Below are 25076 nucleotides of genomic sequence, written 5' to 3' on the forward strand. Positions count from 1 at the left end.
CAGGCCTTAGTTCAATTCACGCCGCGTATAAACCGTCTCGCCCGAGCGCACGACCCGCGCGCACAACGGACGCCCTATCCAGTAAGCCAACTCCGCCAGCGACTCGACCGACCACACCGCGAAGTCCGCTGCGCGCCCTGCCTCCAGCGAACCGTGCGTATCCGCCTTGCCGAGCGCGCGTGCCGCGTGGGACGTCACGCCCTGCAGCACTTCGGGCACGGTCATGCGGAACAGCGTGGTCGCCATGTTCATCATCAGCAGCAGCGAGGTGGCGGGCGACGTGCCGGGGTTGCTGTCGGTGGCAATCGCGATCGGCACCTGATAGCGCCGCAGCAAGTCGAGCGGCGGCAATTGCGTCTCGCGGATGAAGTAGTACGCGCCAGGCAACAGCACGGCAACCGTGCCCGCTTCTTTCATCGCGGCGACGCCGGCTTCGTCGAGGAATTCGAGGTGATCCGCGGACAGCGCGTGGTGACGCGCGGCGAGAGCCGTGCCGCCGCCATTCGACAGCTGCTCCGCATGCATCTTCACCGGCAGCTTGTAGCGCTCGGCGGCTTCGAACACGCGCTCGCTCTGTGCAAGCGAAAAACCGATGCGCTCGCAGAACACGTCGACCGCATCGACGAGGCCTTCGCCGGCGAGCGCCGGCAACATCGTGTTGCAGACTTCTTCGATGTACGCGTCGGCGCGGCCTGCAAATTCAGGCGGCAATGCATGCGCGCCGAGAAAGGTCGTGTAGACCGACACCGGATAGCGTTCGCCCAGGCGGCGTGCGACGCGCAGCATCTTGCGTTCGCTCGCGAGGTCGAGGCCGTAGCCGGATTTGATTTCGACGGTTGTCACGCCTTCGGCGAGCAGCGGTTCGAGCCGCGCGGCGGATTGACGGAATAGCGACTCTTCGTCGGCCGCACGCGTGGCGCGCACCGTGGAGACGATGCCGCCGCCCTGCCGCGCAATCTCTTCGTAGCTGAGCCCGGCCAGACGCTGCGCGAATTCGTCGGCGCGCTGGCCGCCGTACACCAGATGCGTATGACAATCGACGAGACCCGGGCTCACCCACGCGCCGTGCAGATCTTCGCGCGGCCACGCGGCGTATTCGGCGGGCAGTCCGGAGGCTGCGCCGAGCCACGCGATCCGGCCGTCTTGCACGGCAATCGCGGCGTCGGGCAACGTGTGTTGGGGATCGCCCTGGGGGCAGAGTTTGAGGTGATGCCAGACGGTTTGCTTCATCGCGTGCTCTTTGCAGCTCGTTGCGTGTCTGTAGTGGTTCGCGGTGCGCTTGTTCTTCCAGCGTGGCCGCGAACCGTCGTCATCGTTGCGCGTAACGCAGGCTGATCGCGAGCAAGGCGCCCGCGCCTTCGACCGTGCATGACAGCGCGTTCGGCGTGTCGATGCGCAGCGTGTCGCCGGTATCGAGCGCGAACGGCTGAACCCCGGCGCCGAGCGAAATGGCAACCGGGCCGCTCGCGCAGAACAGCAGCACGACGTCGGCGGACAAGTCGCGCTGCGTACCGCCGCGCCATACTTCGACCTCGCCCGCCGCCGCGCCACGCCGCACCATCAGGTTGAAGTCGCGCGTCTCGCCGTCGACCAGACGCGCGTCGATGTGCGCTTCGCCCGCGAAACGCGCGATATCGAGCGGTTGCGTCAACGCATGCGTATTCAGCACGCTCGCGTGATCCGTTTCATCGAGCAACATACCCGCGCCGGACAACAGCACGAGCGTGCGGTCGATGCCCGCGAAACGCGAGAACGGCCCGGCCTGAGCCACGTCGGCCACGCTCACGCGCCACACGAACGTGTCGAGTCCGGCGCCTTCGGGAAACGCCGCCACTTCGCGCGTGATGCCGCCGCCGTTCTTCCATGGCGTCGCCACGAGGTCGGCGCCGCGGATCAGCGTGGTGCTGGCCGGCTGCGCCGTCGTGCCGTCACGCGTGCTGTGAGGCGTGCTGTGAGGCGTGCTGTGAAGCGTCACGATCAACGGCCCAGCATCGGCATATTCAGGCCTGCCTCGCGCGCCGTTTCCTGCGCGAGTTCATAGCCCGCATCCGCGTGGCGCATCACGCCGGTCGCCGGGTCGTTGAACAGCACGCGGCCGAGACGCTCTTTTGCCGCCTCCGTGCCGTCGGCCACGATCACGACGCCCGAATGCTGGCTGAAGCCCATGCCGACGCCGCCGCCATGATGCAGCGAGACCCACGATGCGCCGCCTGCCGTGTTCAGCAGTGCGTTGAGCAGCGGCCAGTCGCTCACTGCGTCCGAGCCGTCCTTCATCGATTCGGTTTCGCGATTCGGGCTCGCCACCGAACCGGTGTCGAGGTGATCGCGGCCGATCACGATCGGCGCCTTCAGCTCGCCGTTCTTCACCATTTCGTTGAACGCCTGGCCCAGACGATAACGATCCTTCACGCCGACCCAGCAGATCCGCGCCGGCAGCCCCTGGAACGCGATACGTTCGCGCGCCATGTCGAGCCAGTTGTGCAGATGCGGATCGTCGGGAATCAGTTCCTTGACCTTCGCGTCGGTCTTGTAGATGTCCTCCGGATCGCCCGACAGCGCGACCCAACGAAACGGACCCTTGCCTTCGCAGAACAGCGGGCGGATGTACGCCGGCACGAAGCCCGGGAAATCGAACGCGTTTTCGACGCCCATTTCCAGCGCCATCTGGCGGATGTTGTTGCCGTAATCGAGCGTGGCCGCGCCGCGTTCCTGCAGCGTCAGCATCGCCTGCACCTGCTTGGCCATCGACTGCTTGGCGGGCGTGACGATCGAATCCGGCGCGGTCTTCTGACGCTCGCGCCAGTCTTCGACGCTCCAGCCTTGCGGCAGGTAGCCGTGAATCGGATCGTGCGCGCTCGTCTGGTCGGTTACGCAATCCGGCGTGATGCCGCGTGCGACGCATTCGGCGAACACGTCGGCTGCATTGCCCAGCAGGCCGATCGACACCGGCTTGCCGGCCTGCTTCGCTTGTTCCAGCATGGCGAGCGCTTCGTCGAGCGTCTTCGCCTTCCTGTCGACGTAACGTGTCTTCAGACGGAAATCGATGCGCGTCTCGTCGCATTCGACGGCAATCATCGAGAAGCCTGCCATCGTCGCGGCGAGCGGCTGCGCGCCGCCCATGCCGCCGAGACCGCCCGTCAGAATCCAGCGGCCTTTCGGCTCGCCGTTGAAATGCTGGTTCGCCACCGAGAAGAACGTCTCGTAGGTGCCCTGCACGATGCCCTGGCTGCCGATGTAGATCCAGCTGCCCGCGGTCATCTGGCCATACATCATCAGGCCCTTGCGATCGAGTTCATGGAAGTGTTCCCACGTCGCCCAATGCGGCACCAGATTCGAATTCGCCAGCAGCACCCGCGGCGCATCTGCATGCGTGCGGAACACGCCGACCGGCTTGCCCGATTGAATCAGCAGCGTTTCGTCTTCGTTCAGATCCTTCAGCGACGCGAGGATCTGGTCGAAACAATCCCAGTTGCGCGCGGCACGGCCGATGCCGCCGTACACGACCAGCGCATGCGGATGCTCGGCGACTTCCGGGTCGAGATTGTTCTGGATCATCCGGTACGCGGCTTCCGCGATCCAGGTCTTGCAGATCTTTTCCGCGCCGCGCGGGGCGCGGATCGTGCGGCTCGGGTCCAGACGCGGGTCGATGTGTTTCGGGTTGTTCATGATGGCCCTCGGAATGCTTGAAGATGTTCGGGAAATGTTCGAAAAAAGCGGCGAAATCAGAAATGTCCGGTGAAGCGATAACGGCTGCCGGGATGCCAGAGATTGGCGATCGAGGCGACCTGGCTTTGCGACCACGTGCGCCGATGCAGCACGAGGCAAGGCTCGGTTTCGTCCATGGTCAGCAACTGGCGCGTAGCGGCGTCGGCGGCGAGCGCCTCGATGCGGTACTCCACGCGCTGCAACGGCGCCACTCTCACCAGATACTGATTCGGCGTGGTGTTCGTGAAGTCCTGCAACGCATACTCGGGCGCGACCGCCGGGTTCACCCAGCGCTCTTCGAGCTGCACCGGCTCGTCGTTTTCGGAATGCAGCACGCGCGAATGAAACACCGGGCTACCCTCGCTCACCTGCATTTCTTCGGCGAGCGATTCGTCCGCGATGGTTGCACCGATGTGCAGCACCTTCGCCTGATAACGATGACCGCGCGCGACGATTTCGTCGGAGATGCTGCGGATCGCCACCAGCGTCGATTCGTACTTGGGCCGGGCGACGAAGGTGCCCGAGCCCTGCACGCGAGTGAGGACCTGCTCCGAGGTCAGCTCGCGCAGCGCGCGGTTGACCGTCATGCGCGCGACGTTGAATTCGCGCGCGAGCTCGTTTTCGGAGGGCACCTGGTCGCCTTCAGCCCATTCGCCCGCATGGATGCGCGCGAGGATGAAGTCCTTGATGCCCTGGTAGGCCGGTGCGTTCATTGGCTTGTTCTGCCTGACTGAGTGCTGGGCGCCCGCTTACTGTTCGGACACGAACGAGAACGGGCTCAGCTTCGCGATCGTGCCGTCCTGCACGAGACGCGTCACGGCCGCGATATCGGGCGCGAAGTAATGATCGAGCTCGTAGTGCGCGACGTCCTTGCGCACCGCGTCCATCACTTTCTGCAGGCTCGGGCTGGTCTTATGCGGCGCGCGCAGATCCACACCTTGCGCGGCGGCGAGCAGTTCGATCGACAGGATGTTCGCGGTGTTCTCGGCAATGTCGCCCAGCTTGCGCGCGGCGAAGGTCGCCATCGACACGTGATCTTCCTGGTTCGCGGAAGTCGGCAGCGAATCGACCGAGGCCGGATGCGCGAGCGTCTTGTTCTCCGACGCGAGCGCCGCAGCCGTCACGTGAGCGATCATGAAGCCGGAGTTCACCCCACCGTCGCGCACGAGGAACGGCGGCAGGCCCGAGAGCGTCGCGTCGATCAGGAGCGCGATGCGGCGTTCGGCCAGCGCGCCGATTTCGGCGGCGGCGAGCGCCAGATTGTCCGCTGCGAACGCCACCGGTTCAGCGTGGAAGTTGCCGCCCGACAGCACTTCGCCGGTGTCCGGGAAAATCAGCGGATTGTCCGACACGGCGTTGGCTTCGATCAGCAGCACGTCGGCCGCATGGCGCATCTGGTCCAGACACGCGCCCATCACTTGCGGCTGGCAGCGCAGGCTGTACGGGTCCTGCACCTTGTCGCAATCGGCATGCGAGACGTTGATGCCCGAGCCCTGCAGCAGCGAACGGTAAGCGGCTGCCGCTTCGATCTGACCTCGATGGCCGCGCAGCTCCTGGATGCGCGCGTCGAACGGCTTGACCGAACCCGCCGCGGCGTCCACCGACAAGGCGCCCGCCACCAGCGCGGTGCGGTACAGGTCTTCGATCGCGAACATGTTGTAGAGCGCGAGCGCGGTGGAGGCTTGCGTGCCGTTCAGCAGCGCGAGACCTTCCTTGGCTTGCAGCGTGAGCGGCTTGAGGCCGACGAGCGCGAGGCCTTCGGTGGCCGGCATGCGCTCGCCCTTCGCGAACACTTCGCCGACGCCGAGCAGCACCGCCGACATATGCGCGAGCGGCGCGAGGTCGCCCGACGCGCCGACCGAGCCCTTGACCGGAATCACCGGCAGCACGTCGGCGTTGTACAGCGCAATCAGCGCTTCCATCACTTCGCGGCGGATGCCCGAGTGGCCGCGGCCGAGGCTCGACAGCTTCAGCGCGATCAACAGGCGCACGACCGGACGCGACATCGGCTCACCCACGCCGACCGCGTGCGAGAGCACCAGATTGCGCTGCAGCAGTTCGAGCTGGTCGCGGGGGATGTGCGTGCTGGCAAGGCGCCCGAAGCCCGTGTTGATGCCGTAGGCCGGTTCGCCCTTGGCGGCGATATCGGCCACGGCTTTCGCACAGGCGTCGATGGCGGCATGGCTGGCGGGATCGAGTTGCAGCGCGACGTGTTCGCGTGCGATCTGGCGCAGTTGCGGGAGGGTCAGGTAGCCGGGCTTCAGAATCATCATGGTTTTGTGTCCTGTCTATACAATTTGAAAGAAGTCTAGCGGCGTCGTCTTGTATATACAACTTGTTTTTGCAGGTTTCGGCCCAGGGCTTTCCATTAGGGCGGGATGCTTGCCTGGCGCTTGATATACAGCTTGCATAACGGTATGCCGCCAGAACCCTGACCCCGCGCGCCGGGGGCACCCGGCACGGCATTCGGTGCTTCACTCACATCAACTTGTCTATACACGTTACACGTTCAAAATGTCCCCAGACAAGCGGACAAAAAGATTTCGCGCGCCCGGCGCAGCCCGCCCGAACCTCGCCCCGCCGCCATGAGACAGGGTCCGGGCGCGCGCAGCCGGTTCAGTTCGTGATTGGCCACTCTTGGTCTGATTGTTGATTTCAAATCAAGATTGATTTGTTACTCAAGCGCTTTTTGCGAGAATCAAGACGACGGATACTGTTTTCCTGTCATCGCATTTCCACTCACAGGAGAACGTCTTGAAGATTTTCATCACCGGTGCAAGCGGCTTTATCGGCGGTTCCGTCGCGGCTCATCTGGTGCGCGCCGGCCATCGCGTGCGCGGTTTGATCCGCAAGCCCGAACACGCCGCCGAACTGCAGCGCCTCGGCATCGAACCCGTCATCGGCACGCTCGACGACCGCGCGCTGCTGATCAGCGAGGCGCAAGCGGCGGACGCCGTCATCAATGCCGCGAGCAGCGACCATGAAGGCGCCGTCACAGCGCTGATCGAAGGCCTTGCCGGCTCCGGCAAGCCGTTTCTGCACACGAGCGGTTCGAGCATCGTCGGCGATGCATCGGGCGGCGAAGCGGGCGAGGCGCGGATCTATCACGAAGACGCCCTGCCCGAGCCGGGCGCGGATAAAGCGGCACGTGTCGCGATCGACCGGCTCGTGCTCGACGCGGCGCAACAGAACATCCGTTCGGCCGTGCTGTGCAACACGCTGATCTACGGCAACGGCGCGGTGGCCGGCAGCGCGAGCGTGCAGTTGCCGCGGCTCGTGCGCCAGGCGCAGAAGAGCGGTGTGGTGCGGCATGTGGGCAGCGGCGGCAACATCTGGTCGAACGTGTATCTCGACGACGTCGCCGAACTCTATCGCCTCGCGCTGGAAAAAACGCCGGCCGGCACGTTCTATTTCGTCGAAAGCGGTGAAGCGTCGTTCCGCGACATGAGCGCCGCGATCGCCCGCGCGCTGAAGCTGGGCGCGCCGCAAGACTGGCCGCTTGAAGAAGCGCTGAAAGAATGGGGCTATGAAATGGCGTCGTACGGGCTCGGTTCGAACAGCCGGGTGCGCGGCGAGCGCGCGCGCAAGCTGCTCGGCTGGCAGCCTGGCCGCACATCCGTGATCGACTGGATCGAGCACGGCATGCTGGCCCACTAGGGGACTTCCTCCCCGGGGCGCCCCCCAAGAGGACTTCCTCCGGTGCGCCCCCTAAGGGGGCTTCCTCCGGGGCGTAAGCCATGTAAGCGCCGGCGTTGCGAATACGTAAGCTCGGCTCGTTAGAATCGCGCGAAATTAATAGCGCGATTCGACAATCCGGGTCGCGCGCAAGCCCGGGGTTGATCGATGAACTTGGTGCTGAACTTCGACTGGCTGACCAATTTTCTGGCGATTCTTTTCGTCGTGGCGTGCCTGTACGATGCACGCTACGACGAATACGGCACGCTGACCCTGTCGGCGGCCGCGATGAGCCTCGCCGTGATGGCGATCGAAGTCTTCCTCAGGCCAGCGTTCGAGATGGCGCTATAAGCGTCAAACCGCGACTTCCGGCGGCGCCCGGCGAAAGCCCCGCGTGAGCCAGCCCAGATAGCACAGCCCCGCCACGAACCACGCCGCGCCGAGCACCAGCGCGGTCTTCTCCAGGCTCACCAGCAGCCATACGTCCGCGATTGCGCCGGCCAGCGGAAACAGCAGGCCGCCGATCACCCCCATTGCATGCGCGCCGCCCTTCGCATTGAAGAACTGGCGGATCACGCACAAATTGACCGCGGTGAACGCGAGGAATGCGCCGAAGTTGATGAACGAGGTCGACGTCGCCACGTCGAGCTTCAATGCGACCAGCCCCACCGCGCCGGCAATCGCGATGTTCAATGCCGGCGTCTTGAAGCGGGGATGCACGAAACCGAAGATGCGCCTCGGCAGCACCTCGTCACGGCCCATCGCATACAGCAGACGCCCCACGCTCGCCTGCGCCGAGATGCCCGAGGCGAACTGAGCGAGAATCAGGCCGGCCAGAAACACCGTCACGAAGATATCGCCGCCCACTTTGCGCGCGACTTCGAACGCCGCCGAATCGGGGTCCTTGAACACCGCGCCCGGATGCGCCAGTTGCACCGTGTACGCGGCGATCACGAAGATCGCGCCGCCGATCAGCGCAATCAGCACGATCGCGCGCGGCATGGTCTTCTCAGGCGCAACGGTTTCTTCAGTCAGCGTGGAGACCGCGTCGAAGCCGAGATACGAGTAGGCGGCAATCGCGGCGCCGGCCATCGTCGCCGAGAACGGCACGTGCGGCTTGAAGAATGGCTCGGCTGAAATCAGGCCGCCGGGGCCGGCGGCTGCCGTCACGTAGTGGCAGCACAGCACGACGAACAACGCGACGATCGCCAATTGCACCACCATCAGCACGATGTTGAAGCGGTTCGCGAGTTCGATGCCGAGAATGTTCAGCGCGCTCGTCAGCACAATGAACGCAACGATCCAGATCCAGCTTGGAATGTGCGGAAACGCGGCGCTCAGGTACGCGGCGCCGATCAGCCAGATCACCATCGGCAGAAAGAAGTAATCGAGCAAGGTGGCCCAGCCGATCATGAAGCCCAGATGCGGATTGAAGGTCTTGCGCGTGTACGTATAGGCCGAACCGGCCACCGGAAAGAGCCGCGCGAGCTTGCCGTAACTAAGCGCGGTGAACACGATCGCGACCAGGGCGATCAGATACGCGAGCGCGGCGGTGTCGTTGCTGGCGCCCGCGAGCACGCCATAGGTGCCGTAGACGATCAGCGGTGCCATATAGGCCAGTCCGAACAGCAATACCGAAGGCAGGCCGAGCGTGCGCTTCAGATGCGCGGCCTGTGTGTCTGGGCGTTCTGCGGTGGATGAAGGGGTCATGCGATGTCTCCTCAGGCGAATGGGCGAGCGTCGCCGCGAGCGGCGCAGGTGCCGCCCGGTCGAGTCTCGGGTTCTATCAATCAGACTTGCCGGATGCGCGGGTTGCACGCCTTGCGGGTTTTCCTAAGTACGGCTCGAAGTGCAGCCCGGAATGCGGTTCGCCGCGCGCCTTAAGGTGCGCGGATCACCCGCGCACGTGCTCCCCGCTCGCCTTCCACGGTGGCGAGATCGAGCGCGATGCGCGTGTCGTGCAGATAACGGTAATGTTCACGCGCGCCCTCCAGACGCGCCGGATCGAGCGTGGCGCGCAGCACTTTCTCGCCGGCGCCCGCGTCGCACACCACGTCGCCGAACGGGTCGATCAACGCCGATTCGCCGGGGAACGTGAGATCGCCGTCGCCCGAACCCGTGCGGTTGACGAGCGCGGCGAACATCTGGTTCTCCATGGCCCGCGCAACGATCGCACGGCGATGCACGGGTCCGAACGGGTCCATATTGCCGTTGGTCACGATCAGCAGATCCGCGCCGAGCGAGGCGACCGCGCGCGCCGTTTCGGGAAACTCGATGTCGTAGCAGATCAGCATGCCGACGGTCATGCCTTTGAAGCTGCACACTTCGTAACGGTCGCCCGTTTCGAACACGCCGACGTCCGACGCCCAGAGATGCGTCTTGCGATAGCGCAGCGCGATGTCGCCGCGTTCGTCGACCAGCACCGTGGTGTTGAAAAAGCGGCTGCCGTCGCGCTCGGCGAGACCTACCGCGACCGCCACGCCCGCTTCACGCGCGGCACGACGCACCGTGGTCAGCGACGGCCCGTCGATCGATTCGGCGATTTCACCGATGTTGTGCCGCGTCGGGAAACCCGACAATGTGGCCTCGGGAAAGACGATCAGCTCCGTGCCGGGCGCGCGGTGCGCGATGGTGTCGAGCACGCGCCGCAAGTTTGTGGCGGTGCCGCTGTCTTCGATCGGGATCTGCGCGAGTTCGAGTTGAATCAATTTTGTCTCCTGTCCTTGCCGCCCCGCTTCGCGTTAAATGGCGGCTGCTGTGAGCCCCTTGCGATCAGGTCGGGCCTATTATTACCAGACATATTTTTGTTCGTAATCACCCGGCTGGGTTACCCTCAACGGAGCACGCATGGAACTCGAATGGCGCGATCTGGCGTTTCATCGGGAGATCGGTGCGGTCATCGAAGCACTCGATAGCGCGCAATTCTGGACCCGCCTTACGCGCGCGCTCGAACGCTATGTCGCGTTCGACAACTGGGTCGCGCTGCGCTTCACGCGAGAAGCCGCGCCGCTCGTATGCGCCGAATCGCCGACGCCGGACGGCGCGGTGGATGTGATGTTCCAGGACTATCTGGCCGCGCTCTATCAACTCGACCCGTTCTATCTCGCCGCCATCGAAAAGCCCGCGTCGGGCTTCGTCACCCTTGCCGACGTCGCGCCCGACAACTTCACGATGACCGATTACTACCAGCGCTACTTCAGGAAGAACATCGTCGGCGACGAAGTACATTTCAACTACATGATCGACGCGCGGCACACGCTGGCGTTCTCGCTGGGCGCAACGCAGCGCTACGGCGAGCGCGATCTCACGATGCTCGCCTCATGCGCGCCGTGGGTGATCGCGCTGATGCGGCAGCGCCTGCCGTACGAGGCGTTCGACACATCGGGCGCGTCATCGAACCTCGCGGCGACGGAAACAGAAACGCTCGCGCCGACCGACGCGCCAGCCTACGCGGCGCGCTTCGAACAGGTATCGTCGGTGAGCGGCCGCGCGGCGCTCACCGCACGCGAAGTGGAAGTGGCCATGCTGACGCTGAGCGGATTCTCGACGCGCGCAATCGCGGAAAAACTGACGATCTCGTTCGAGACCGTGCGCGCGCACAAGAAGCACATCTATACGAAGCTGAGCGTCAATTCGCAGTCGGAGCTGTTCGCGCTGTTTTACGAGGCGGGACGCAAAGGCGCGTGACGACCCGCTTTTTCAAGCAGGGATGCGCGTGCCGTCTGATGCGTCGACAAGATTCAGCGGGGAGGGAGCGGGCAAAAAAGATACGCGGCGTATCGCAGACAAACCCTGCAACGTGCCGCGTCAAGGTGGAGAACAACCGACTACTCGTTCGAGCAAAGCAGCCGGAAGTGACCGCCCCGCTCTCGCGCTACCGCAACATTCAACAACCTCAGATCGCCCAGCCGCCGACATAGAAACCGACCAGCACAACAGCGATCGCGACGGTGCCGACGTTCAGCTTGCGATACTCGCCGCTCACCACGCGGCCGATCACCAGCGTCGCGAAGCCGAGCATGATGCCCGTCACGATGTTGGCCGTCAGCACGATGAACACCGCGCACATGAGGCCCGACATCGCGTCGACCATGTCGTCCATATGCAGCTTGCTGACGTTGGACAGCATCAGGAGCCCCACGTACATCAGCGCCGGCGCGGTCGCATACGAAGGCACCAGGCCGGCAAGCGGCGAGAAGAACATCACCACCAGAAACAGCAGACCGACCACCGCCGCCGCCATCCCCGTCTTCGCACCGGCTGCGACGCCGACCGTCGATTCGATGTACGCAGCCGCCGGTGCGCCGCCGAGCAGTCCCGAGAAAATCGAGCTCAGCGAGTCGGCCGTCAACGCACGACCACCGTTGATGATGCGGCCGTTCTCGTCGAGCTGGCCCGCTTGTCCGGCGACGGCGCGGATCGTGCCAGTGGCGTCGAACACCGCGGTCATCACCAGTGCCAGCACGCTGGGCAAGACCGCCATCGACAGTGCGCCTTTGATGTCCATCGCGCCGATCAGCGAAGCATGGCCCGGCGCGCTCAGCGACGGCAGCGCGAATACGCCATGGAACGCCACCGCCGGATCGATCAGCAATCCGATCGCCGAGATCGCGACGATCACGATCAGGATCGAACCCGGCACGCGACGGCGCACCAGACCGAAGATCGCGGCCAGACCCGCCACCGACATGATCGCCGGCAACGCCGTGATATGGCCGAGCGACACCGGCAACCCGGCGCCCGGATTCTTGACGACGAGACCGACATCGTTCGCGGCGATCAGCAGCAGGAACAGGCCGATACCGATGCCCGTGCCGTGCGCGATGCCCGTCGGCAGATTGCGCAGGATCCAGGACCGCACGCCCGTTACCGAGATCCCGGTAAAGACGACGCCCATCAGGAACACCGCGCCGAGCGCGACGTTCGGATGCAGGCCCTTGCCGAGCACGAGACCGAACGCAGTGAACGCGGTCAACGAGATCGCGCAGCCGATTGCGATCGGCAGACGCGCCCACGCGCCCATCAGCAGCGAGCCGAAAGCGGTGGTCAGGCACACGGCGACGAACACCGCGCTGGTATCGAAGCCCGCTTTGCCGAACATGCCCGGCACGACGAACACGGAGTAGACCATCGCGAGGAAGGTCGTAATACCCGCGACGATTTCCTGACGCTGCGAACTGCCGCGCGAGGAGATTTCGAAGTAGCGGTCGAGAAAGCCCTTTCCGTCGAATGATTCGGCGCCGACTTCGGAAATCGGTTGGGCGTGGGGTTCCATCATGATGAGTGCCTCCTTTATCAGCGTACTGAAACGGCCGTCGATCCGGCCGCCATCAGGTTCGTCTCGTTGAGTTTGTCTAATCTTCTTTTGCTGTCCCGAAATGTAGGCCAACACAAATATGTCTCCAATCGCATGAATGGCATGCTCGACATGTCACGATGCTTATATCGTTCAGGCGACGGCCGATCGCGCGCGCAGTCCGCGCGTTTACACCTACGGTTTGCCATCGAATGGCGAAGCGGGTTTTTTGTTTCTCGCAGTTTTTTCTGCGGTTTTGAGGGGCTGAACGAGGTGCTAAAGGACGAAAGGCGGCACGAACCGTGCGTGCAGCGGACCTGCCGGATGGCCTGCAAAAGCGGCCGGCCCGGCGTCGCGGGTTACACTCTGGCCCGTAACAGTCTTGATTGCGCGCCTTGACGCGCGCCTTAATTGCGGCGGCCCACAGTGCTCGTCCGCACTGGTCCATGGAGTCCTTCTTGATGAGTGGCGGTTTCGCACGTCCTGCCTGGCGTCTTCTGATTCTTGCTGTGTTCGCAATGCTCGCGCTGTCCGGTTGCAGCCTGCTGTGGGGTCCGGTGCAGGCGCCGATCGTCGAAGCCACGGTCATGCCCGTCGAACCCGCGAGCGCGCCGGTAGCCGCCTCCGAGCCGGAACCGGCCGAGACCGAAACGGCCGGGCCCGAGCAGCCGCAAAAGCCGAAGAAGCCGGTCGTCAAGCCTCACAAGGTCGAACCTCCGCCGCCGGTCGCCGCGCCCGCGCCCGCGCCGCCGCCTCCGCCGCCCCCGCCGCTGATCGTGTTGCGCACGATCGAGCGCAACGAAGCGCACGGACTGCTCGATAGCCCGGTGCAGAAACCCGACGGCAAGGTGGTCGGCCGCGCGGTCGACATGCTCACGGACGCGGGCGGCAAGCCACGCGAGATGGTGGTCAACCTGCAGGGTTTCCTCGGCGTCGGCGATCGCAAGGTGAATTTCCCGTGGAGCGCGTTCCGCTTCACGCCGACCGCGAAGACCGCGCCGATCACGCTCACCGCACCGGCCGTGCCGGCGCCCGCGGTCAAGTCCAACGTCGCGCAGTTGCCGTTGCTCGACGCGACCGTCGAGCGTTCGAACGGCGCCAAGGTTGGCCGCGTGATCGACGTGCTGATCGACGGCAACGCGCAACCGCAAGCCGTCGTGCTCGACGTCAACGGGATGGTCAGCACGGAGCGGCGCACGATTGCCGCGAACTGGTCGGCGCTGCGCTTCGTCACCAAAGACAAGGAACTGCATCCGCTGATCGATCTGAGCGACGCGCAGATCAACGCGACGCCGCCTTACGCCAGCGACAAGCCGATCCGCGCGGTGTCGCCCGCGCCGCCGCCCGCGCCCGCGCCTGCACCCGCCCCGGCGGTAGCGGCCCCGGCGGCGCCGGCCACTGCCACGGCGGTTTCCAGTGCACGGGTGACCCGATGACGGGCCGCACTCTGGTCACTGCGCGCAGCCTGCGCGCGCTCGATTGGCTGAACTTCTTCGTTGCCAATGTGCAGACGGGTTTTGGGCCGTTCATCGCGTCGTACCTTGCGTCGCACAAGTGGACGCAGGGCGAGATCGGTATGGCACTCTCGGTCGGCACCATCAGTGCGATGGTGAGCCAGGTGCCGGGCGGCGCCGCGGTCGACGCATTGCGCAACAAGAAAGGCGCCGCCGCCTGGGCGATTTTCGCGATCATCTTCAGCGCGGTGCTGCTGGCCGCGAGCCCAACCGTGCTGCCCGTGATCGTCGCCGAGGTATTCCACGGCTTCGCCAGTTGCATGCTGACGCCCGCGCTCGCGGCGATCTCGTTCGCGCTGGTCGGACGTGCAAATCTTGGCGACCGGCTCGGGCGCAACGCGCGCTGGGCGTCGATCGGCAGCGCGGTCGCGGCCGGGTTGATGGGCGTATTCGGCGAATACTATTCGCCGCGAGCCGTCTTCTGGCTGACTGCGGCGCTCGCGCTTCCTGCGCTCTTTGCGTTGACGATGATCCAGCGCACCGACACGGTGGAACTGCCGAAGGCCGCACCCACGCCGGCACAGATCGAACGGCGCGAGAGCTTGCGCGAGTTGCTGCGCGACAAGCGCATGCTGCTGTTCGCTGCGTGCATCGTGCTGTTCCATTTGTCGAATGCGGCGATGTTGAATCTTGCCGCCGGCGAGGTGACGGCCGGCATGGGAGACAACGTTCAGCTCGTGATTGCTGCCTGCATCATCGTGCCGCAGGCGATTGTGGCGATGATGTCGCCGTGGGTCGGGCGTTCCGCCGAGCGATGGGGACGCAGGCCGATCCTGCTGCTCGGGTTCTCTGCTCTGCCGATACGGGCGTTGTTGTTTGCCGGGATCAGCAGCCCTTATTTGCTCGTGCCGGTGCAGATGCTGGACGGCTTGAGCGCTGCCGTGTTCGGCGTGATGCTGCCGTTGATTGCCGCCGATGTGGCCGGCGGCAAGGGACGATACAACCTCTGTATCGGGCTGTTCGGGCTGGCGGCGGGGATTGGGGCCACGTTGAGCACAACGGCTGCCGGGTTCATTGCCGATCACTTTGGCAATGCCGTGAGCTTTTTTGCGCTGGCGGCGGCCGGCGCGATGGCCGTGCTGCTGGTCTGGGCAGCGATGCCCGAGACGCGCGATGCGGCGGCCGATGATGAAACGGCCGCTGTGCCTGACGGGGGGAAGCCGGCGAAAAGTTAGGCTGGTTTTTTTGCCTTTGGCGGCAAATTCAGACACCCCCGTCAAAGGCAAAAACAAGCCTCAATCGATAGCTTGTCCCGCGGTCTCCCGCATAAACGGAAGCGGCAACAACGACACCACGCCACATCCAATCAGATACCACGCCGGCGCCAGATTATTCCCGGAAACCTGAATCAGCCAGGTGGCGAAAAACTGCGCAAACCCGCCAAAAATCGACACACCCAGACAATAAACAATCGACATCCCCGTAGCGCGAATCTCGCGCGGAAACAGCTCCGGCAGCATGACGATATTGGGCACGGCGGTAAAAGCCACGAACACCGCCAGCACGGCAACGACCGACAACAACACAGGCACCGTCGGCGACGCATTGATGATCATGAACGCGGGATACACCGCCACGATCAACAGCGCGCGAGCCACCCACAACACCCGCTTGCGTCCGACGCGATCGGACAACGCCCCCGCGAACGGCGAGCAGATCACCGTGACAACCGCCGCGGTCCAGGCGGCCCATAACGCCGACGACATCGGCAAATGCAGAATCCGGATCGCGTAAGTGGAGAGATAAAACAGCACGATATAGTTGGCCGCTGTCCCGCCGATAGTCGTCAGCACGCCCGTCGTAATCACCCGCGAATGGTCGCGAAACAACTTGCGCACCGGTTGCGCGGCAGGCATCGAATCCGCCTGAACCGTACCGTCTTCGACGCCCGGCAGCGTCTCATCCAGATGCCGCCGGATATAGATGCCGATCGGACCCATCGCCATGCCGATCACGAACGGCACCCGCCAACCCCAGCTTTCGAGCGCGGCCGTCGACAACGCCGCCGCCAGCGCAACGCCGAGCAAGGAGCCGCAGACCGTGTTCAATCCCTGGCTCACGAACTGCCAGCTGCCATAAAAACCGCGCGTCCTGTCGCTGCCGTATTCGAGCAGCAGCGAAGTCGATGCGCCAATCTCGCCGCCCAGCGCAAAACCCTGAATCAGCCGCGCGAGAATCACCAGCAGCGGCGCGGCCACGCCAATCGCCGCGTAAGTCGGCGCAAACGCGATGATCGCCGAGCCGAGCGTCATCAGCCACAGCGTCAAACTCATCGCGGCCTTGCGGCCTGCGCGGTCCGCATACGCGCCCAGCACGATGCCGCCCACCGGCCGCATGATGAAACCCACGCCGAATGTGCCGACCGCCAGCATCAGTTGCGCAAGCTGGCCTTCAACCGGGAAATACAGCTTGCCGATGATGGTCGCGAAGAAACTGTAGATCGTGAAATCGAAGAACTCGAGTCCGTTGCCAAGCGTGATCGCGGCGATCGCTTTCACGTGGCTCGTGCGCTGAACGGGCTGCGCGGCCAGTGTGTCCTGCATGTCGGCGCCCGTGGGTTGCGGTGTAGCGGAATAGTCCATCTGTGTCTCCATCGTGTCCCCCCTGCTGATGGGCGGCTCTGCGACCGCCTGCGTTCGATCTGCGTACGATCGCAGCTCACTCAGACGAGGAACGTCTGTGCGAGCCGCACCCAATAGGCCGCGCCGGTGGCAAGGCAGGCATCGTTGAAGTCGTAACCGGGGTTGTGCACCATGCAACCGCCCTCGCCGTCGCCATTGCCGATGATCAGGTAGCTGCCGGGGCAACGCTCCAGCAGGAACGCGAAGTCCTCGCTGCCGGTGAGCGGCTGCATATCGGCAATCAGGCCGTCTTCACCGAGCCAGTCGAGTGCGACTTGCCGCGCGAGGCCGGTCATGTCGGCGTCGTTGACGAGCACCGGGTAGCGGCGCTGATAGTCCACCTGCGCCCGCGCGCCGAACACCGCTGCCTGTGCGCACGCCACCGCCGTGATGCGCTCCTGCAAATAATCGCGAACCTCGGGCTTGAGCGCACGCACCGACAAACGCATCTCCGCGGTTTCAGGAATCACGTTGGGCGCAACGCCCGCGTGAATCGCGCCGACGGTGATGATCGCCATGTCGAGCGGCGCGATATTGCGCGACACGATGGCCTGCAACGCCAGCACGATCTGCGCGCACACCACCACCGGATCGACCGCCTTATGCGGCACCGCGCCGTGACCGCCGCGGCCGGTCACGGTGATGATCACCGTATCGGACGACGCCATGAACGAGCCCGCTAGGAAGCCGAACTTGCCCGTGGGAAAGCCAGGCATGTTGTGCATCGCAAAGACTGCGTCGCAAGGAAACTGATCGAACAGGCCGTCTTCGAGCATTTTCTTCGCGCCGGCCTGGCCTTCTTCGGCAGGCTGGAAAATCAGATTGAGCGTGCCGTCAAGGCACTTTTGCTGCGCGAGATGTTTGGCCGCGGCCAGCAGCATCGCCGTGTGGCCGTCGTGGCCGCAAGCGTGCATCTTGCCGGGCACCTTGCTCGCATACGGAAGACCGGTGGTTTCGTGGATCGGCAGCGCGTCCATGTCGGCGCGCAAGCCGAGTGTGCGCGTGCCCTTGCCGACTTTCAGCTGCCCGACAACACCGGTGCGGCCCAGCCCGCGATGCACGGTGTAGCCCCACGCCTGCAGGCGCTCCGCCACCAGGTCGCCGGTGGCGAACTCTTCGTAGGCCAACTCGGGCTGCGCATGAATGCGATGGCGCAGCGCGATCATTTCGTCTTCGAGTTCGGCGATGCCCGCCGGGATGGCCATGGTGTTCACGATGTCGTCTCCGTCTATGAAAGCGTGGACCGAGCATAGCGACGCCGATTTTCCAGCGGCAGGCGTAGAATCGTTGCGGCAGCAACCTATGGTTGCCACCTCCCTAACACTTTGTCAGATGAAACTGCATCAACTCAGTACCTTAGCGGCGATTGCGGATACCGGCAGTATCCGGGCGGCAGCCCGCTCGCTCGACCTGTCGCCGGCCGCCGTCACCAAGGCGATGCGCGAACTGGAGGCCGATCTGCACGCGCCGCTGCTGCTGCGCGGCGCAAGCGGCGTCGCGTTCACCGAGTTCGGCCGCGCGCTGGTCGTGCACGCGCGGCTCGTGCTGGGTCAATTGCAGCGCGCCGAAGCGGAGATCGAAGCGCTGCGCGGCGCGGCGGCCGGCAAACTGTCGATCGGCGTCACGCCGTGGGTCGCGCTGACGTTTCTGCCGCCTACCGTGCAGCGGTTCCGGCAACGCATGCCGCAAGTGCAGCTGGAATTTTTCGAAGGCTTGCTGGCGGTCGTGCAGCCGCGCTTGCGCGACGGCAGCCTCGACTTTTCGATCGGCCGCCCGCCCCCTGCATCGCCGCAATCGGAATTTCACAACGTGCCGCTCTTTTCCACGCATTCGGCCGTGGTCGCGCGCCGCGATCATCCGAAGGCCGGTTGCCGCACGCTGCTCGAACTGGAAGACGCGGAATGGGTGCTGAACTGGGACCCGGCGAGCCGCGAGTCGATTGCGGACAATCTGTTCCGCAAGCGCGGCATGAAAGTGCCGCACACGATCCATCTCGCGCATTCGCTCGCGATCGTACTCGGCTTGCTCGCGCAAACGGACATGCTCAGCATCTTCCCGTGGCCGCTCGTCGAGGTGAGCATCGCGAAGGAGAAGTTGTGGGCGCTGCCGCTGCGCGAAACGGTCGATGAAACCACCGTCAGCATCACGTCACGCCGCGGCGCGCCGACGAGTCCCGCGGCCACCTGTTTTCTCGATTGCTTGCGTGAAGTGATCGACGAAGGGGCGCGCTCGCAGGACCCCGAGCAGCGCCGCCTGTTTCATTCGATCGAACTGCTGCTTTAGGCGAGGCGCTTAAGCGGCGTAACCCACCACGCCCTTGATCTCCAGAAAATCCTCGAGACCGAACTCGCCATACTCGCGGCCATTGCCCGATTGCTTGAAGCCGCCGAACGGCGCGTCGGGACTGTAGTCCGCGTAGTTCAGATAGATCGTGCCGGTACGCAAGCGCTTCGCCACCGCACGCGCGTGCTCGATCGAACTGGATTGCACGTAGCCGGCGAGACCGTAGAGGCTGTCGTTGGCCATCGCGATCGCTTCGTCTTCGGAGTCGTAGGCGAGGATCGACAGCACCGGACCGAAAATCTCCTCACGCGCGATCGTCATATCCGGCGTGACGCGGCCGAACACCGTGGGCTTGACGAAATAGCCCTGGCCCGCACCTTCGGGACGCCCCGGGCCGCCGGCCACGAGCGTCGCGCCCTCTTCCACGCCGGCGCCGATCAGCCGCTGGATCTTGTCGAACTGCTGCTCGCTGATGACCGGCCCGAGATCGGTACCCTTCGCATCCGCCGGGCCGACCACCAGCGCTTCAGCCGCTTCCTTCGCATACGCCAGCGCTTCGGCTTCGCGTGCACGCGGCACGAACATGCGCGTGGGCGCATCGCACGACTGGCCGCTGTTGTCGAAGCAGGCGCGCGCGCCGCGCAGCACGGCTTCCTTCAGATCGGCGTCCTCGAGAATCAGATTGGCCGATTTGCCGCCCAGCTCCTGATGCACGCGCTTGACCGTATCCGCCGCTGCCTTCGCGACCTGCACGCCCGCGCGCGTCGAGCCGGTGAACGACATCATGTCGATGTCCGGATGACGCGACATCGCCTCGCCCACGGTACGGCCCTCGCCGTTCACGAGGTTGAAGACGCCGGCCGGCACGCCCGCTTCGTCGAGGATTTCGGCGAACAGCAGCGCGCTCATCGGCGCCAGTTCCGAAGGCTTGAGCACCATCGTGCAGCCGGCCGCCAGCGCCGGCGCGACCTTGGTGGTGATCTGCAAGGCCGGCCAGTTCCACGGCGTAATCAGCCCGCATACCCCGACCGCTTCCTTGCGGATCAGGATGCTGTTCTTCGTGTACTCGAACTCGAAGGTATCGAGCGTGCGGATCATCGTTTCCAGATGCGCGACGCCGGTCCACGCCTGTGCGTCGTTCGCGTATTGCAGCGGCGCGCCCATCTCGCGGCTGATCGCATGCACCATGTCGTCGTAGCGTTTGCGGTACACGTCGAGAATCGCCTGCAGCAAGTCGATGCGCTGCGCGATTGTCGTGTCGCTATACGCCGGGAAGGCGCGTTTCGCAGCCGCCACGGCGCGCTCGACATCCGCGGCGCTGCCCAGCGATATCTGCGCAAACGCGGCGCCGGTGGACGGATCGATCACGTCGAGCGCAGCGGGTTCGAGCGAGTCGGCCGGTACGACAGGGTCGACCCACTTGCCGTCGATGTAGAACCGTTTGGCGTGTTGCATGGGCTTGTCCTTTACATGAATGGTTTGGATCAGACGTCCAGTCAGCGTCACCACCACTGCTTCACTACTGCTCGATAAGGAACCGCACCCCGTAAGGTGCGGGTTTTTTATATTGGCAGCAATAAAAACTTGCTGCCGCCGCGGCCCCGGTCATTACATCGGAAAGCCCAGCGCCTTGATCGATTTGATCCACAGACGGCGCCAGCCGCCGCGACGCCGAACCCAAACTCAGACCTGCCCTCAGCTCGCGCGCCGCCGCTTGGCCGCCGCCAGGGTGGGCAGCGGAATCGGCACTGCGCCGGACACGCCCTGCTCGATCAGAAAATCGCGGAACAGGCTGGCGACATGCGGCAAGCGTTTATCGGACACGTGCATCACATACCAGTCGCGCTCGATCGGATTGGCGGGCAACGGCAGCAACGCGAGCAAGCCGGCCTGAAACTCCAGCGAACAGGCATGCAGCGACAGAAACGCGATACCCAATCCCGCTTCGACCAGTTGCTTGATCGCCTCGTTGCTCGACAGCTCAGAACCGATATGCAGTTTGTGACCGGCTTGCCGAAACAGATTCTCGACAGTCGAGCGTGTGCCCGAGCCCCGCTCTCGCACGAAGAGATTCGCGCTTTGCAGGTCGTCGAGCGACAGACGCTTTTTTTTCATCAGCGCATGCGCGGGCGAGGCGACGAACGCCATCGGATGCTTCGCGAACGCGGTGGCCACCGTGCGCAATTCGCGCGGCGCGCTGCCCATCACCGCGAGATCGATCTCGTGCGTGGCGAGCATGCGGATGATGTCGGCGCGATTGCCGACCTTGAACTGCACCTTCACTTGCGGGCGCAATTCGGTGAAGCGCACCAGAAACGGCGGGATCAGATATTCCGCGGTGGTGATCGCGCCGATCCGCAGGGTGCCGCCCTGCTCTCCGTGCAACGCGGCCAGATCGTCCGCCGCGCCGTTCCATAGATCGAGAATCTCCAGCGCGTAGCGAGCGAGGATTTCGCCCGCCGCCGTCAATTGCACGCCACGGCCGACCCGCTGCAATAGCGGCGCGCCGGCGGCGTCTTCGAGCAGACGCAGCTGCAGCGATACCGCCGGTTGCGTGAGGCGCAACTCTTCCGCCGCGCGCGACACGCTGCCGAGTTTCGCGACGGTATGCAAGGCCTTCAATTGACGGAACGTGGCTGCCTTTAACATAAGTCCTAACCTATATGTTCTTCATAAACATTAAATTGTGCTGCTGATTAGGCCGATTCTATACTGGCCCTGACAGATGAGGTCCGCGCATGGTTTGTACGGCGCGTCGACAGGTTGACGGCGTCTGCGGCTCATTGTGAATAACCAGTGCGGATAAGCAGCTCGGATAAGCAGCTCGGATAAGCAGTTCGAATAACTTCGGGAGGATACGGATCATGGGCGCAGTCGATCGGCAAGCATGCTCTACAGCAGCAGAGCTCACGCGAAGCGCGGCACACAGGATCGTGATCGTCGGCGGTGGCGTCGGCGGCCTTGGGCTCGCTACGCGTCTGTCCGAAACGCTCGGCCGCGAGGGGCTCGCGAAGATCGTGCTGGTCGACCGCTGGCCGACGCATTTCTGGAAGCCGTTGCTGCACGAAGCCGCTTCCGGCCAGCTCGATCCAGCCACGCATCAGCTGCAATACGCAGTGCAGGCGCAGCGGTACGGCTTCGAATTCGAACAGGGTGAACTCGCGGCGCTCGATCGCGCGCAACAGCACATTACCGTGAACGCGCTGCACGACGCCGACGGCCGCGAAATCCTGCCCGCGCGTCAGCTTGGGTTCGATACGCTGGTGCTGGCAATGGGCAGCGTCACGCAATATTTCGGCGTGCCCGGCGCGGCAGAACACGCATTGCCGCTCGAATCGGTCGCGCATGCGGAAGCGTTCCGCCGCAAGCTGCTCGACACCTGTCTCCGCGCGAACCATGCGCGCCGCGCTCGCACTTCGCAGGCGCACACCCCCGTGTCGATCAACATCGTCGGCGCGGGCGCGACCGGCGTCGAACTCGCCGCGGCCCTGCGCGACACCGTGCGTTTGCTGAAGCGCTATAGCCCGTTCGCACTCGATCCGGTGCATGACTTTCGCATCCGTCTGATCGAAAGCGGCCAGCGTGTGCTGCCCGGGTTGTCCGACACGATTTCGACACGCGCGCAACGGATGCTCGAGAACCTCGGCGTCGAAGTATTGATCGCGACGCGCGTCACCGAAGTGCGCGCCGACGCTGTGTTGACCGACGACGGCGCGCCGCTCGCGAGCGACATCGCGATCTGGACCGCGGGTATCGCGGGGCCGCCGGTGTTGCGCACGCTGGACGGCATCGCGGTCAATCGCAACGCCCAGGTGCTGGTGAACCGCACGCTACAGTGCACGAACGACGCGAACCTATTCGGGCTAGGCGATTGCGCGGCCTGCCCTTCTGACACCGCGGGTGCGTTTCTGGCGCCGCGCGCCCAGGTCGCGCATCAGCAGGCGCTGTTCCTTGCGCGGGCGTTGAGGTGTCGGGTGGCCGGCGAGGCGTTGCCCGAGTTCGCGTATCGCGACGCCGGCACGCTGGTCGGTTTTGGCCGTGAAGGCACGATCGGCAGCCTGAGCAGCAGCTTGCTGACGCGGCCGGTGTTCGTCGACGGCTGGCTGGCAACGGCCGTCTACAAGCTCATCTACCGCCGCCACGTGATGACGCTGACCGGCTTCGCTCGCATGGCGCTCGATACGGCGAGCCACTGGTTGCGCAGGCGCGTGCATCCGGTGATCCGGCTGCACTGAAGCCGGCAAGCTTCGACAAGCGCCGCGGATCTGCTTCGGAAGGGCCGCGGGCGGCCTCAGTCGAGAAACTCGGCCGCCCGTTGACGCAGCATCGCGCCGAAATCGTCGAGCCAGCCGATCGAGAGACGCCAGCTCTGCCAGTACAGATCGACGTCGAGATGCTTGCCGGGCGCCATCTCGACCAGTTCGCCGCTGGCCAGATACGGCGCGATCATCCGTTCCGGGCACATGCCCCAGCCGAGCCCCATCACGCCGGCGCGCAGGAAGCCGGCAACGTGCGGAATCCAGTGCAGCGGCGGATCGAGGTCCGCCCGCGTGATGCGGCGCATGAAGCGCCTTTGCAACTGATCCTTCGGATTGAAATCGACACACGGTGCGCGCCGCAAGGTCTCGCGCGTGACGCCACCGGCGAAATAGCGCGCCAGAAAATCGGGCGAACAGACCGCCAGATAGCGCATCCGACCGAGGCGTGTCGAGCGGCAGCCCTGCACCGGCTCGGCTTGCGTCGTCACCGCGCCCTGCACGCTGCCGTCGCGAATCCGCTCGGCCGTGTAGTCCTGATCGTCGATCACCAGATCGAGCAGCATTTCCCGCTCGGCACAGAAACCCGCCACCGCATCGATAAACCAGGTGCCCACACTGTCGTCGTTGACGGCCACGCGGAGCGCCGGCCACGGCTCGACCAGCGCGCCGGGCAGCGCCGGCAGCCGGCCGGTCAGCTCCGCCTCCAGTAACTGAACGCGTTCGGTATGGCGGCACAGCAACGCGCCCGAGGTGGTCGCCACGCACGGCTGACCACGCTTGACAAGCACGCTGCCCACCCGCTCCTCCAGCAGCTTGACCCGTTGCGATACTGCGGACGGTGTCACATTCAGCTCGCTGGCCGCGCGGTCGAACGAGCCGTGACGCACCACGGCGGCCAGCGCATCGAGCAGTGCATAGTCGAGCATTAGCGCTCCTTAATCTGCATTAAGTAAATTAGCTTCTCTTAGGCGAAGCAACACCGCAGACTAGCGCTGTTCGTTTCCCCCGTCTACTGGATCGATTATGAACTGGCTGTCTTTTTCCCACGGTGCGGCGCTGTGCGCGTCGCTGATCGTGACGATCGGCGCGCAGAATGCGTTCGTGCTGCGGCAAGGGATCATGCGCTCGCACGTCGGCAAGATCGTCGCGTTGTGCGCGCTCTCGGACTTCATCCTGATCGGCGCGGGCGTCGGCGGCGCGTCGGTGCTGGTGGAGCGCTATCCGGTGTTCGTGCACGCCATGCTGTACGTGGGGCTCGCCTATCTGGCGTGGTTCGGCATCAATGCGCTGCGGCGCGCGCTGCGGCCGGGGCATGCTGTTCTGGACGCGAACGCGAATGGCACGGTTACGCCTCCCGTGCAGCGCGCGATGCCGATCATCCTGATGACGCTGGCCTTTACGTGGCTCAATCCGCACGTGTATCTCGACACGTTCCTGCTGATCGGCACGGCCGGTGCGCGTGAACCGGAAGGCGCACGCGTGGCGTTCGCGCTCGGCGCCATGGCGGTGAGCGGGATCTGGTTTCTCGGCCTGGGTTACGGTGCGCGAGCGTTGGCGCCGCTGTTTCGCCGCGCAACCGCCTGGCGCGTGCTGGACGGTGCGATCGGCAGCATGGTGTTGCTGCTCGCGGTGACGCAGCTTCGTTGAGCCTTCGTTGAGCGGGTCGTCGAGCGTAACAGCGTTCGCGCCGGATTCTGCGCCGCCGTCGGCACGCGCGGCTCGC

At 64.7% G+C, this 25076-nt stretch carries 21 protein-coding genes; 8 read left to right on the forward strand and 13 right to left on the reverse strand.

The annotated features are described in order from the left end of the window. Window positions 1–6: 6 nt before the first annotated feature. The 5 genes from hutI to hutH form a co-directional block, all read right to left on the reverse strand. Window positions 7–1230: an imidazolonepropionase gene (hutI, locus tag DLM46_RS17290; protein ID WP_115101953.1), complete on the reverse strand. Its 1224-nt coding sequence runs from the start codon at window positions 1228–1230 to the stop codon at window positions 7–9. A 79-nt stretch (window positions 1231–1309) separates the two neighbouring features. Further along, the gene (locus DLM46_RS17295; protein WP_244306275.1) at window positions 1310–1897 is read right to left on the reverse strand and encodes a HutD/Ves family protein; all 588 of its coding nucleotides are present in this window, start codon (window positions 1895–1897) and stop codon (window positions 1310–1312) included. Between the two features lie 80 nt (window positions 1898–1977). After that, window positions 1978–3666, reverse strand: coding sequence for a urocanate hydratase (gene hutU / locus DLM46_RS17300; RefSeq protein WP_115101954.1), 1689 nt, complete (start codon window positions 3664–3666; stop codon window positions 1978–1980). Window positions 3667–3722: 56 nt separating this feature from the next. Then, window positions 3723–4418 carry a histidine utilization repressor gene (gene hutC / locus DLM46_RS17305; RefSeq protein ID WP_115101955.1) on the reverse strand — a complete coding sequence of 232 codons (696 nt, stop codon included), beginning with the start codon at window positions 4416–4418 and terminating at the stop codon, window positions 3723–3725. A 36-nt stretch (window positions 4419–4454) separates the two neighbouring features. Continuing rightward, window positions 4455–5978, reverse strand: a complete 1524-nt coding sequence (hutH, locus tag DLM46_RS17310) for a histidine ammonia-lyase (RefSeq protein WP_115101956.1) — start codon at window positions 5976–5978, stop codon at window positions 4455–4457. A 481-nt stretch (window positions 5979–6459) separates the two neighbouring features. Here hutH and DLM46_RS17315 point away from each other — a divergent pair, with 481 nt between their 5' ends. Beyond that, window positions 6460–7362 carry an NAD-dependent epimerase/dehydratase family protein gene (locus DLM46_RS17315; protein WP_115101957.1) on the forward strand — a complete coding sequence of 301 codons (903 nt, stop codon included), beginning with the start codon at window positions 6460–6462 and terminating at the stop codon, window positions 7360–7362. A 186-nt stretch (window positions 7363–7548) separates the two neighbouring features. Further along, window positions 7549–7731 carry a hypothetical protein gene (locus tag DLM46_RS17320; RefSeq protein ID WP_115101958.1) on the forward strand — a complete coding sequence of 61 codons (183 nt, stop codon included), beginning with the start codon at window positions 7549–7551 and terminating at the stop codon, window positions 7729–7731. A 3-nt stretch (window positions 7732–7734) separates the two neighbouring features. Here DLM46_RS17320 and DLM46_RS17325 read toward each other — a convergent pair whose 3' ends face one another. Together DLM46_RS17325 and DLM46_RS17330 are read right to left on the reverse strand one after the other, a co-directional pair. Then, window positions 7735–9090 (reverse strand): APC family permease, encoded by a 1356-nt coding sequence (locus DLM46_RS17325; RefSeq protein WP_115101959.1) that lies wholly within the window; start codon window positions 9088–9090, stop codon window positions 7735–7737. Between the two features lie 170 nt (window positions 9091–9260). Further along, window positions 9261–10085, reverse strand: a complete 825-nt coding sequence (locus tag DLM46_RS17330) for a carbon-nitrogen hydrolase family protein (protein WP_115102082.1) — start codon at window positions 10083–10085, stop codon at window positions 9261–9263. 142 nt (window positions 10086–10227) lie between these two features. On the opposite strand from DLM46_RS17330, the gene DLM46_RS17335 reads away from it, so the two are divergent. Next, window positions 10228–11067: a helix-turn-helix transcriptional regulator gene (locus tag DLM46_RS17335; RefSeq protein WP_115101960.1), complete on the forward strand. Its 840-nt coding sequence runs from the start codon at window positions 10228–10230 to the stop codon at window positions 11065–11067. A gap of 208 nt (window positions 11068–11275) precedes the next feature. Here the strand turns inward: DLM46_RS17335 and DLM46_RS17340 are convergent, their stop codons facing one another. After that, on the reverse strand, window positions 11276–12658 hold the full coding sequence (locus DLM46_RS17340; RefSeq protein ID WP_115102084.1) for an NCS2 family permease: 1383 nt from the start codon (window positions 12656–12658) through the stop codon (window positions 11276–11278). 479 nt (window positions 12659–13137) lie between these two features. On the opposite strand from DLM46_RS17340, the gene DLM46_RS17345 reads away from it, so the two are divergent. After that, the gene (locus DLM46_RS17345) at window positions 13138–14112 is read left to right on the forward strand and encodes a PRC-barrel domain-containing protein (protein ID WP_115102086.1); all 975 of its coding nucleotides are present in this window, start codon (window positions 13138–13140) and stop codon (window positions 14110–14112) included. Next, window positions 14109–15365 carry an MFS transporter gene (locus DLM46_RS17350; RefSeq protein WP_115101961.1) on the forward strand — a complete coding sequence of 419 codons (1257 nt, stop codon included), beginning with the start codon at window positions 14109–14111 and terminating at the stop codon, window positions 15363–15365. The genes DLM46_RS17345 and DLM46_RS17350 overlap by 4 nt, the downstream gene beginning before the upstream one ends. 60 nt (window positions 15366–15425) lie before the next feature. Here the strand turns inward: DLM46_RS17350 and DLM46_RS17355 are convergent, their stop codons facing one another. Continuing rightward, window positions 15426–16772 carry an MFS transporter gene (locus DLM46_RS17355; protein ID WP_115101962.1) on the reverse strand — a complete coding sequence of 449 codons (1347 nt, stop codon included), beginning with the start codon at window positions 16770–16772 and terminating at the stop codon, window positions 15426–15428. 80 nt (window positions 16773–16852) lie between these two features. Further along, window positions 16853–18025 carry a M20 aminoacylase family protein gene (locus DLM46_RS17360; RefSeq protein WP_115101963.1) on the reverse strand — a complete coding sequence of 391 codons (1173 nt, stop codon included), beginning with the start codon at window positions 18023–18025 and terminating at the stop codon, window positions 16853–16855. Window positions 18026–18143: 118 nt separating this feature from the next. Here DLM46_RS17360 and DLM46_RS17365 point away from each other — a divergent pair, with 118 nt between their 5' ends. Beyond that, a complete protein-coding gene (locus tag DLM46_RS17365) occupies window positions 18144–19094 on the forward strand; it encodes a LysR substrate-binding domain-containing protein (RefSeq protein ID WP_115101964.1) in 951 nt (316 codons plus the stop codon). Between the two features lie 9 nt (window positions 19095–19103). On the opposite strand, the gene DLM46_RS17370 is transcribed toward DLM46_RS17365, so the two are convergent. After that, window positions 19104–20549 (reverse strand): aldehyde dehydrogenase family protein, encoded by a 1446-nt coding sequence (locus DLM46_RS17370; protein ID WP_115101965.1) that lies wholly within the window; start codon window positions 20547–20549, stop codon window positions 19104–19106. A gap of 240 nt (window positions 20550–20789) precedes the next feature. Continuing rightward, complete coding sequence (locus DLM46_RS17375; RefSeq protein WP_115101966.1) at window positions 20790–21743, reverse strand: LysR family transcriptional regulator; 954 nt, start codon at window positions 21741–21743, stop codon at window positions 20790–20792. A gap of 215 nt (window positions 21744–21958) precedes the next feature. Here DLM46_RS17375 and DLM46_RS17380 point away from each other — a divergent pair, with 215 nt between their 5' ends. Then, window positions 21959–23329 carry an NAD(P)/FAD-dependent oxidoreductase gene (locus tag DLM46_RS17380; RefSeq protein WP_115101967.1) on the forward strand — a complete coding sequence of 457 codons (1371 nt, stop codon included), beginning with the start codon at window positions 21959–21961 and terminating at the stop codon, window positions 23327–23329. 56 nt (window positions 23330–23385) lie between these two features. Here DLM46_RS17380 and DLM46_RS17385 read toward each other — a convergent pair whose 3' ends face one another. Continuing rightward, on the reverse strand, window positions 23386–24279 hold the full coding sequence (locus tag DLM46_RS17385) for a LysR family transcriptional regulator ArgP (protein ID WP_115101968.1): 894 nt from the start codon (window positions 24277–24279) through the stop codon (window positions 23386–23388). Window positions 24280–24376: 97 nt separating this feature from the next. Between DLM46_RS17385 and DLM46_RS17390 the strand changes: the two genes are divergently transcribed. Then, window positions 24377–25000, forward strand: coding sequence for a LysE/ArgO family amino acid transporter (locus DLM46_RS17390; RefSeq protein WP_115101969.1), 624 nt, complete (start codon window positions 24377–24379; stop codon window positions 24998–25000). Window positions 25001–25076 lie beyond the last annotated feature (76 nt).

The sequence above is a fragment of the Paraburkholderia lacunae genome (assembly GCF_003353175.1).
GTDB lineage: Bacteria > Pseudomonadota > Gammaproteobacteria > Burkholderiales > Burkholderiaceae > Paraburkholderia > Paraburkholderia lacunae.

What these genes read in the sequence shown, in the direction of transcription:
- hutI (WP_115101953.1), bottom strand. Translation starts at nt 1,230, where the DNA reads ATGAAGCAAACCGTCTGGCATCACCTCAAACTCTGCCCCCAGGGCGAT.
- hutU (WP_115101954.1), bottom strand. Translation starts at nt 3,666, where the DNA reads ATGAACAACCCGAAACACATCGACCCGCGTCTGGACCCGAGCCGCACG.
- hutC (WP_115101955.1), bottom strand. Translation starts at nt 4,418, where the DNA reads ATGAACGCACCGGCCTACCAGGGCATCAAGGACTTCATCCTCGCGCGC.
- hutH (WP_115101956.1), bottom strand. Translation starts at nt 5,978, where the DNA reads ATGATGATTCTGAAGCCCGGCTACCTGACCCTCCCGCAACTGCGCCAG.
- DLM46_RS17320 (WP_115101958.1), top strand. Translation starts at nt 7,549, where the DNA reads ATGAACTTGGTGCTGAACTTCGACTGGCTGACCAATTTTCTGGCGATT.
- DLM46_RS17325 (WP_115101959.1), bottom strand. Translation starts at nt 9,090, where the DNA reads ATGACCCCTTCATCCACCGCAGAACGCCCAGACACACAGGCCGCGCAT.
- DLM46_RS17335 (WP_115101960.1), top strand. Translation starts at nt 10,228, where the DNA reads ATGGAACTCGAATGGCGCGATCTGGCGTTTCATCGGGAGATCGGTGCG.
- DLM46_RS17340 (WP_115102084.1), bottom strand. Translation starts at nt 12,658, where the DNA reads ATGATGGAACCCCACGCCCAACCGATTTCCGAAGTCGGCGCCGAATCA.
- DLM46_RS17345 (WP_115102086.1), top strand. Translation starts at nt 13,138, where the DNA reads ATGAGTGGCGGTTTCGCACGTCCTGCCTGGCGTCTTCTGATTCTTGCT.
- DLM46_RS17350 (WP_115101961.1), top strand. Translation starts at nt 14,109, where the DNA reads ATGACGGGCCGCACTCTGGTCACTGCGCGCAGCCTGCGCGCGCTCGAT.
- DLM46_RS17355 (WP_115101962.1), bottom strand. Translation starts at nt 16,772, where the DNA reads ATGGACTATTCCGCTACACCGCAACCCACGGGCGCCGACATGCAGGAC.
- DLM46_RS17365 (WP_115101964.1), top strand. Translation starts at nt 18,144, where the DNA reads ATGAAACTGCATCAACTCAGTACCTTAGCGGCGATTGCGGATACCGGC.
- DLM46_RS17370 (WP_115101965.1), bottom strand. Translation starts at nt 20,549, where the DNA reads ATGCAACACGCCAAACGGTTCTACATCGACGGCAAGTGGGTCGACCCT.
- DLM46_RS17375 (WP_115101966.1), bottom strand. Translation starts at nt 21,743, where the DNA reads ATGTTAAAGGCAGCCACGTTCCGTCAATTGAAGGCCTTGCATACCGTC.
- DLM46_RS17380 (WP_115101967.1), top strand. Translation starts at nt 21,959, where the DNA reads ATGGGCGCAGTCGATCGGCAAGCATGCTCTACAGCAGCAGAGCTCACG.
- DLM46_RS17385 (WP_115101968.1), bottom strand. Translation starts at nt 24,279, where the DNA reads ATGCTCGACTATGCACTGCTCGATGCGCTGGCCGCCGTGGTGCGTCAC.
- DLM46_RS17390 (WP_115101969.1), top strand. Translation starts at nt 24,377, where the DNA reads ATGAACTGGCTGTCTTTTTCCCACGGTGCGGCGCTGTGCGCGTCGCTG.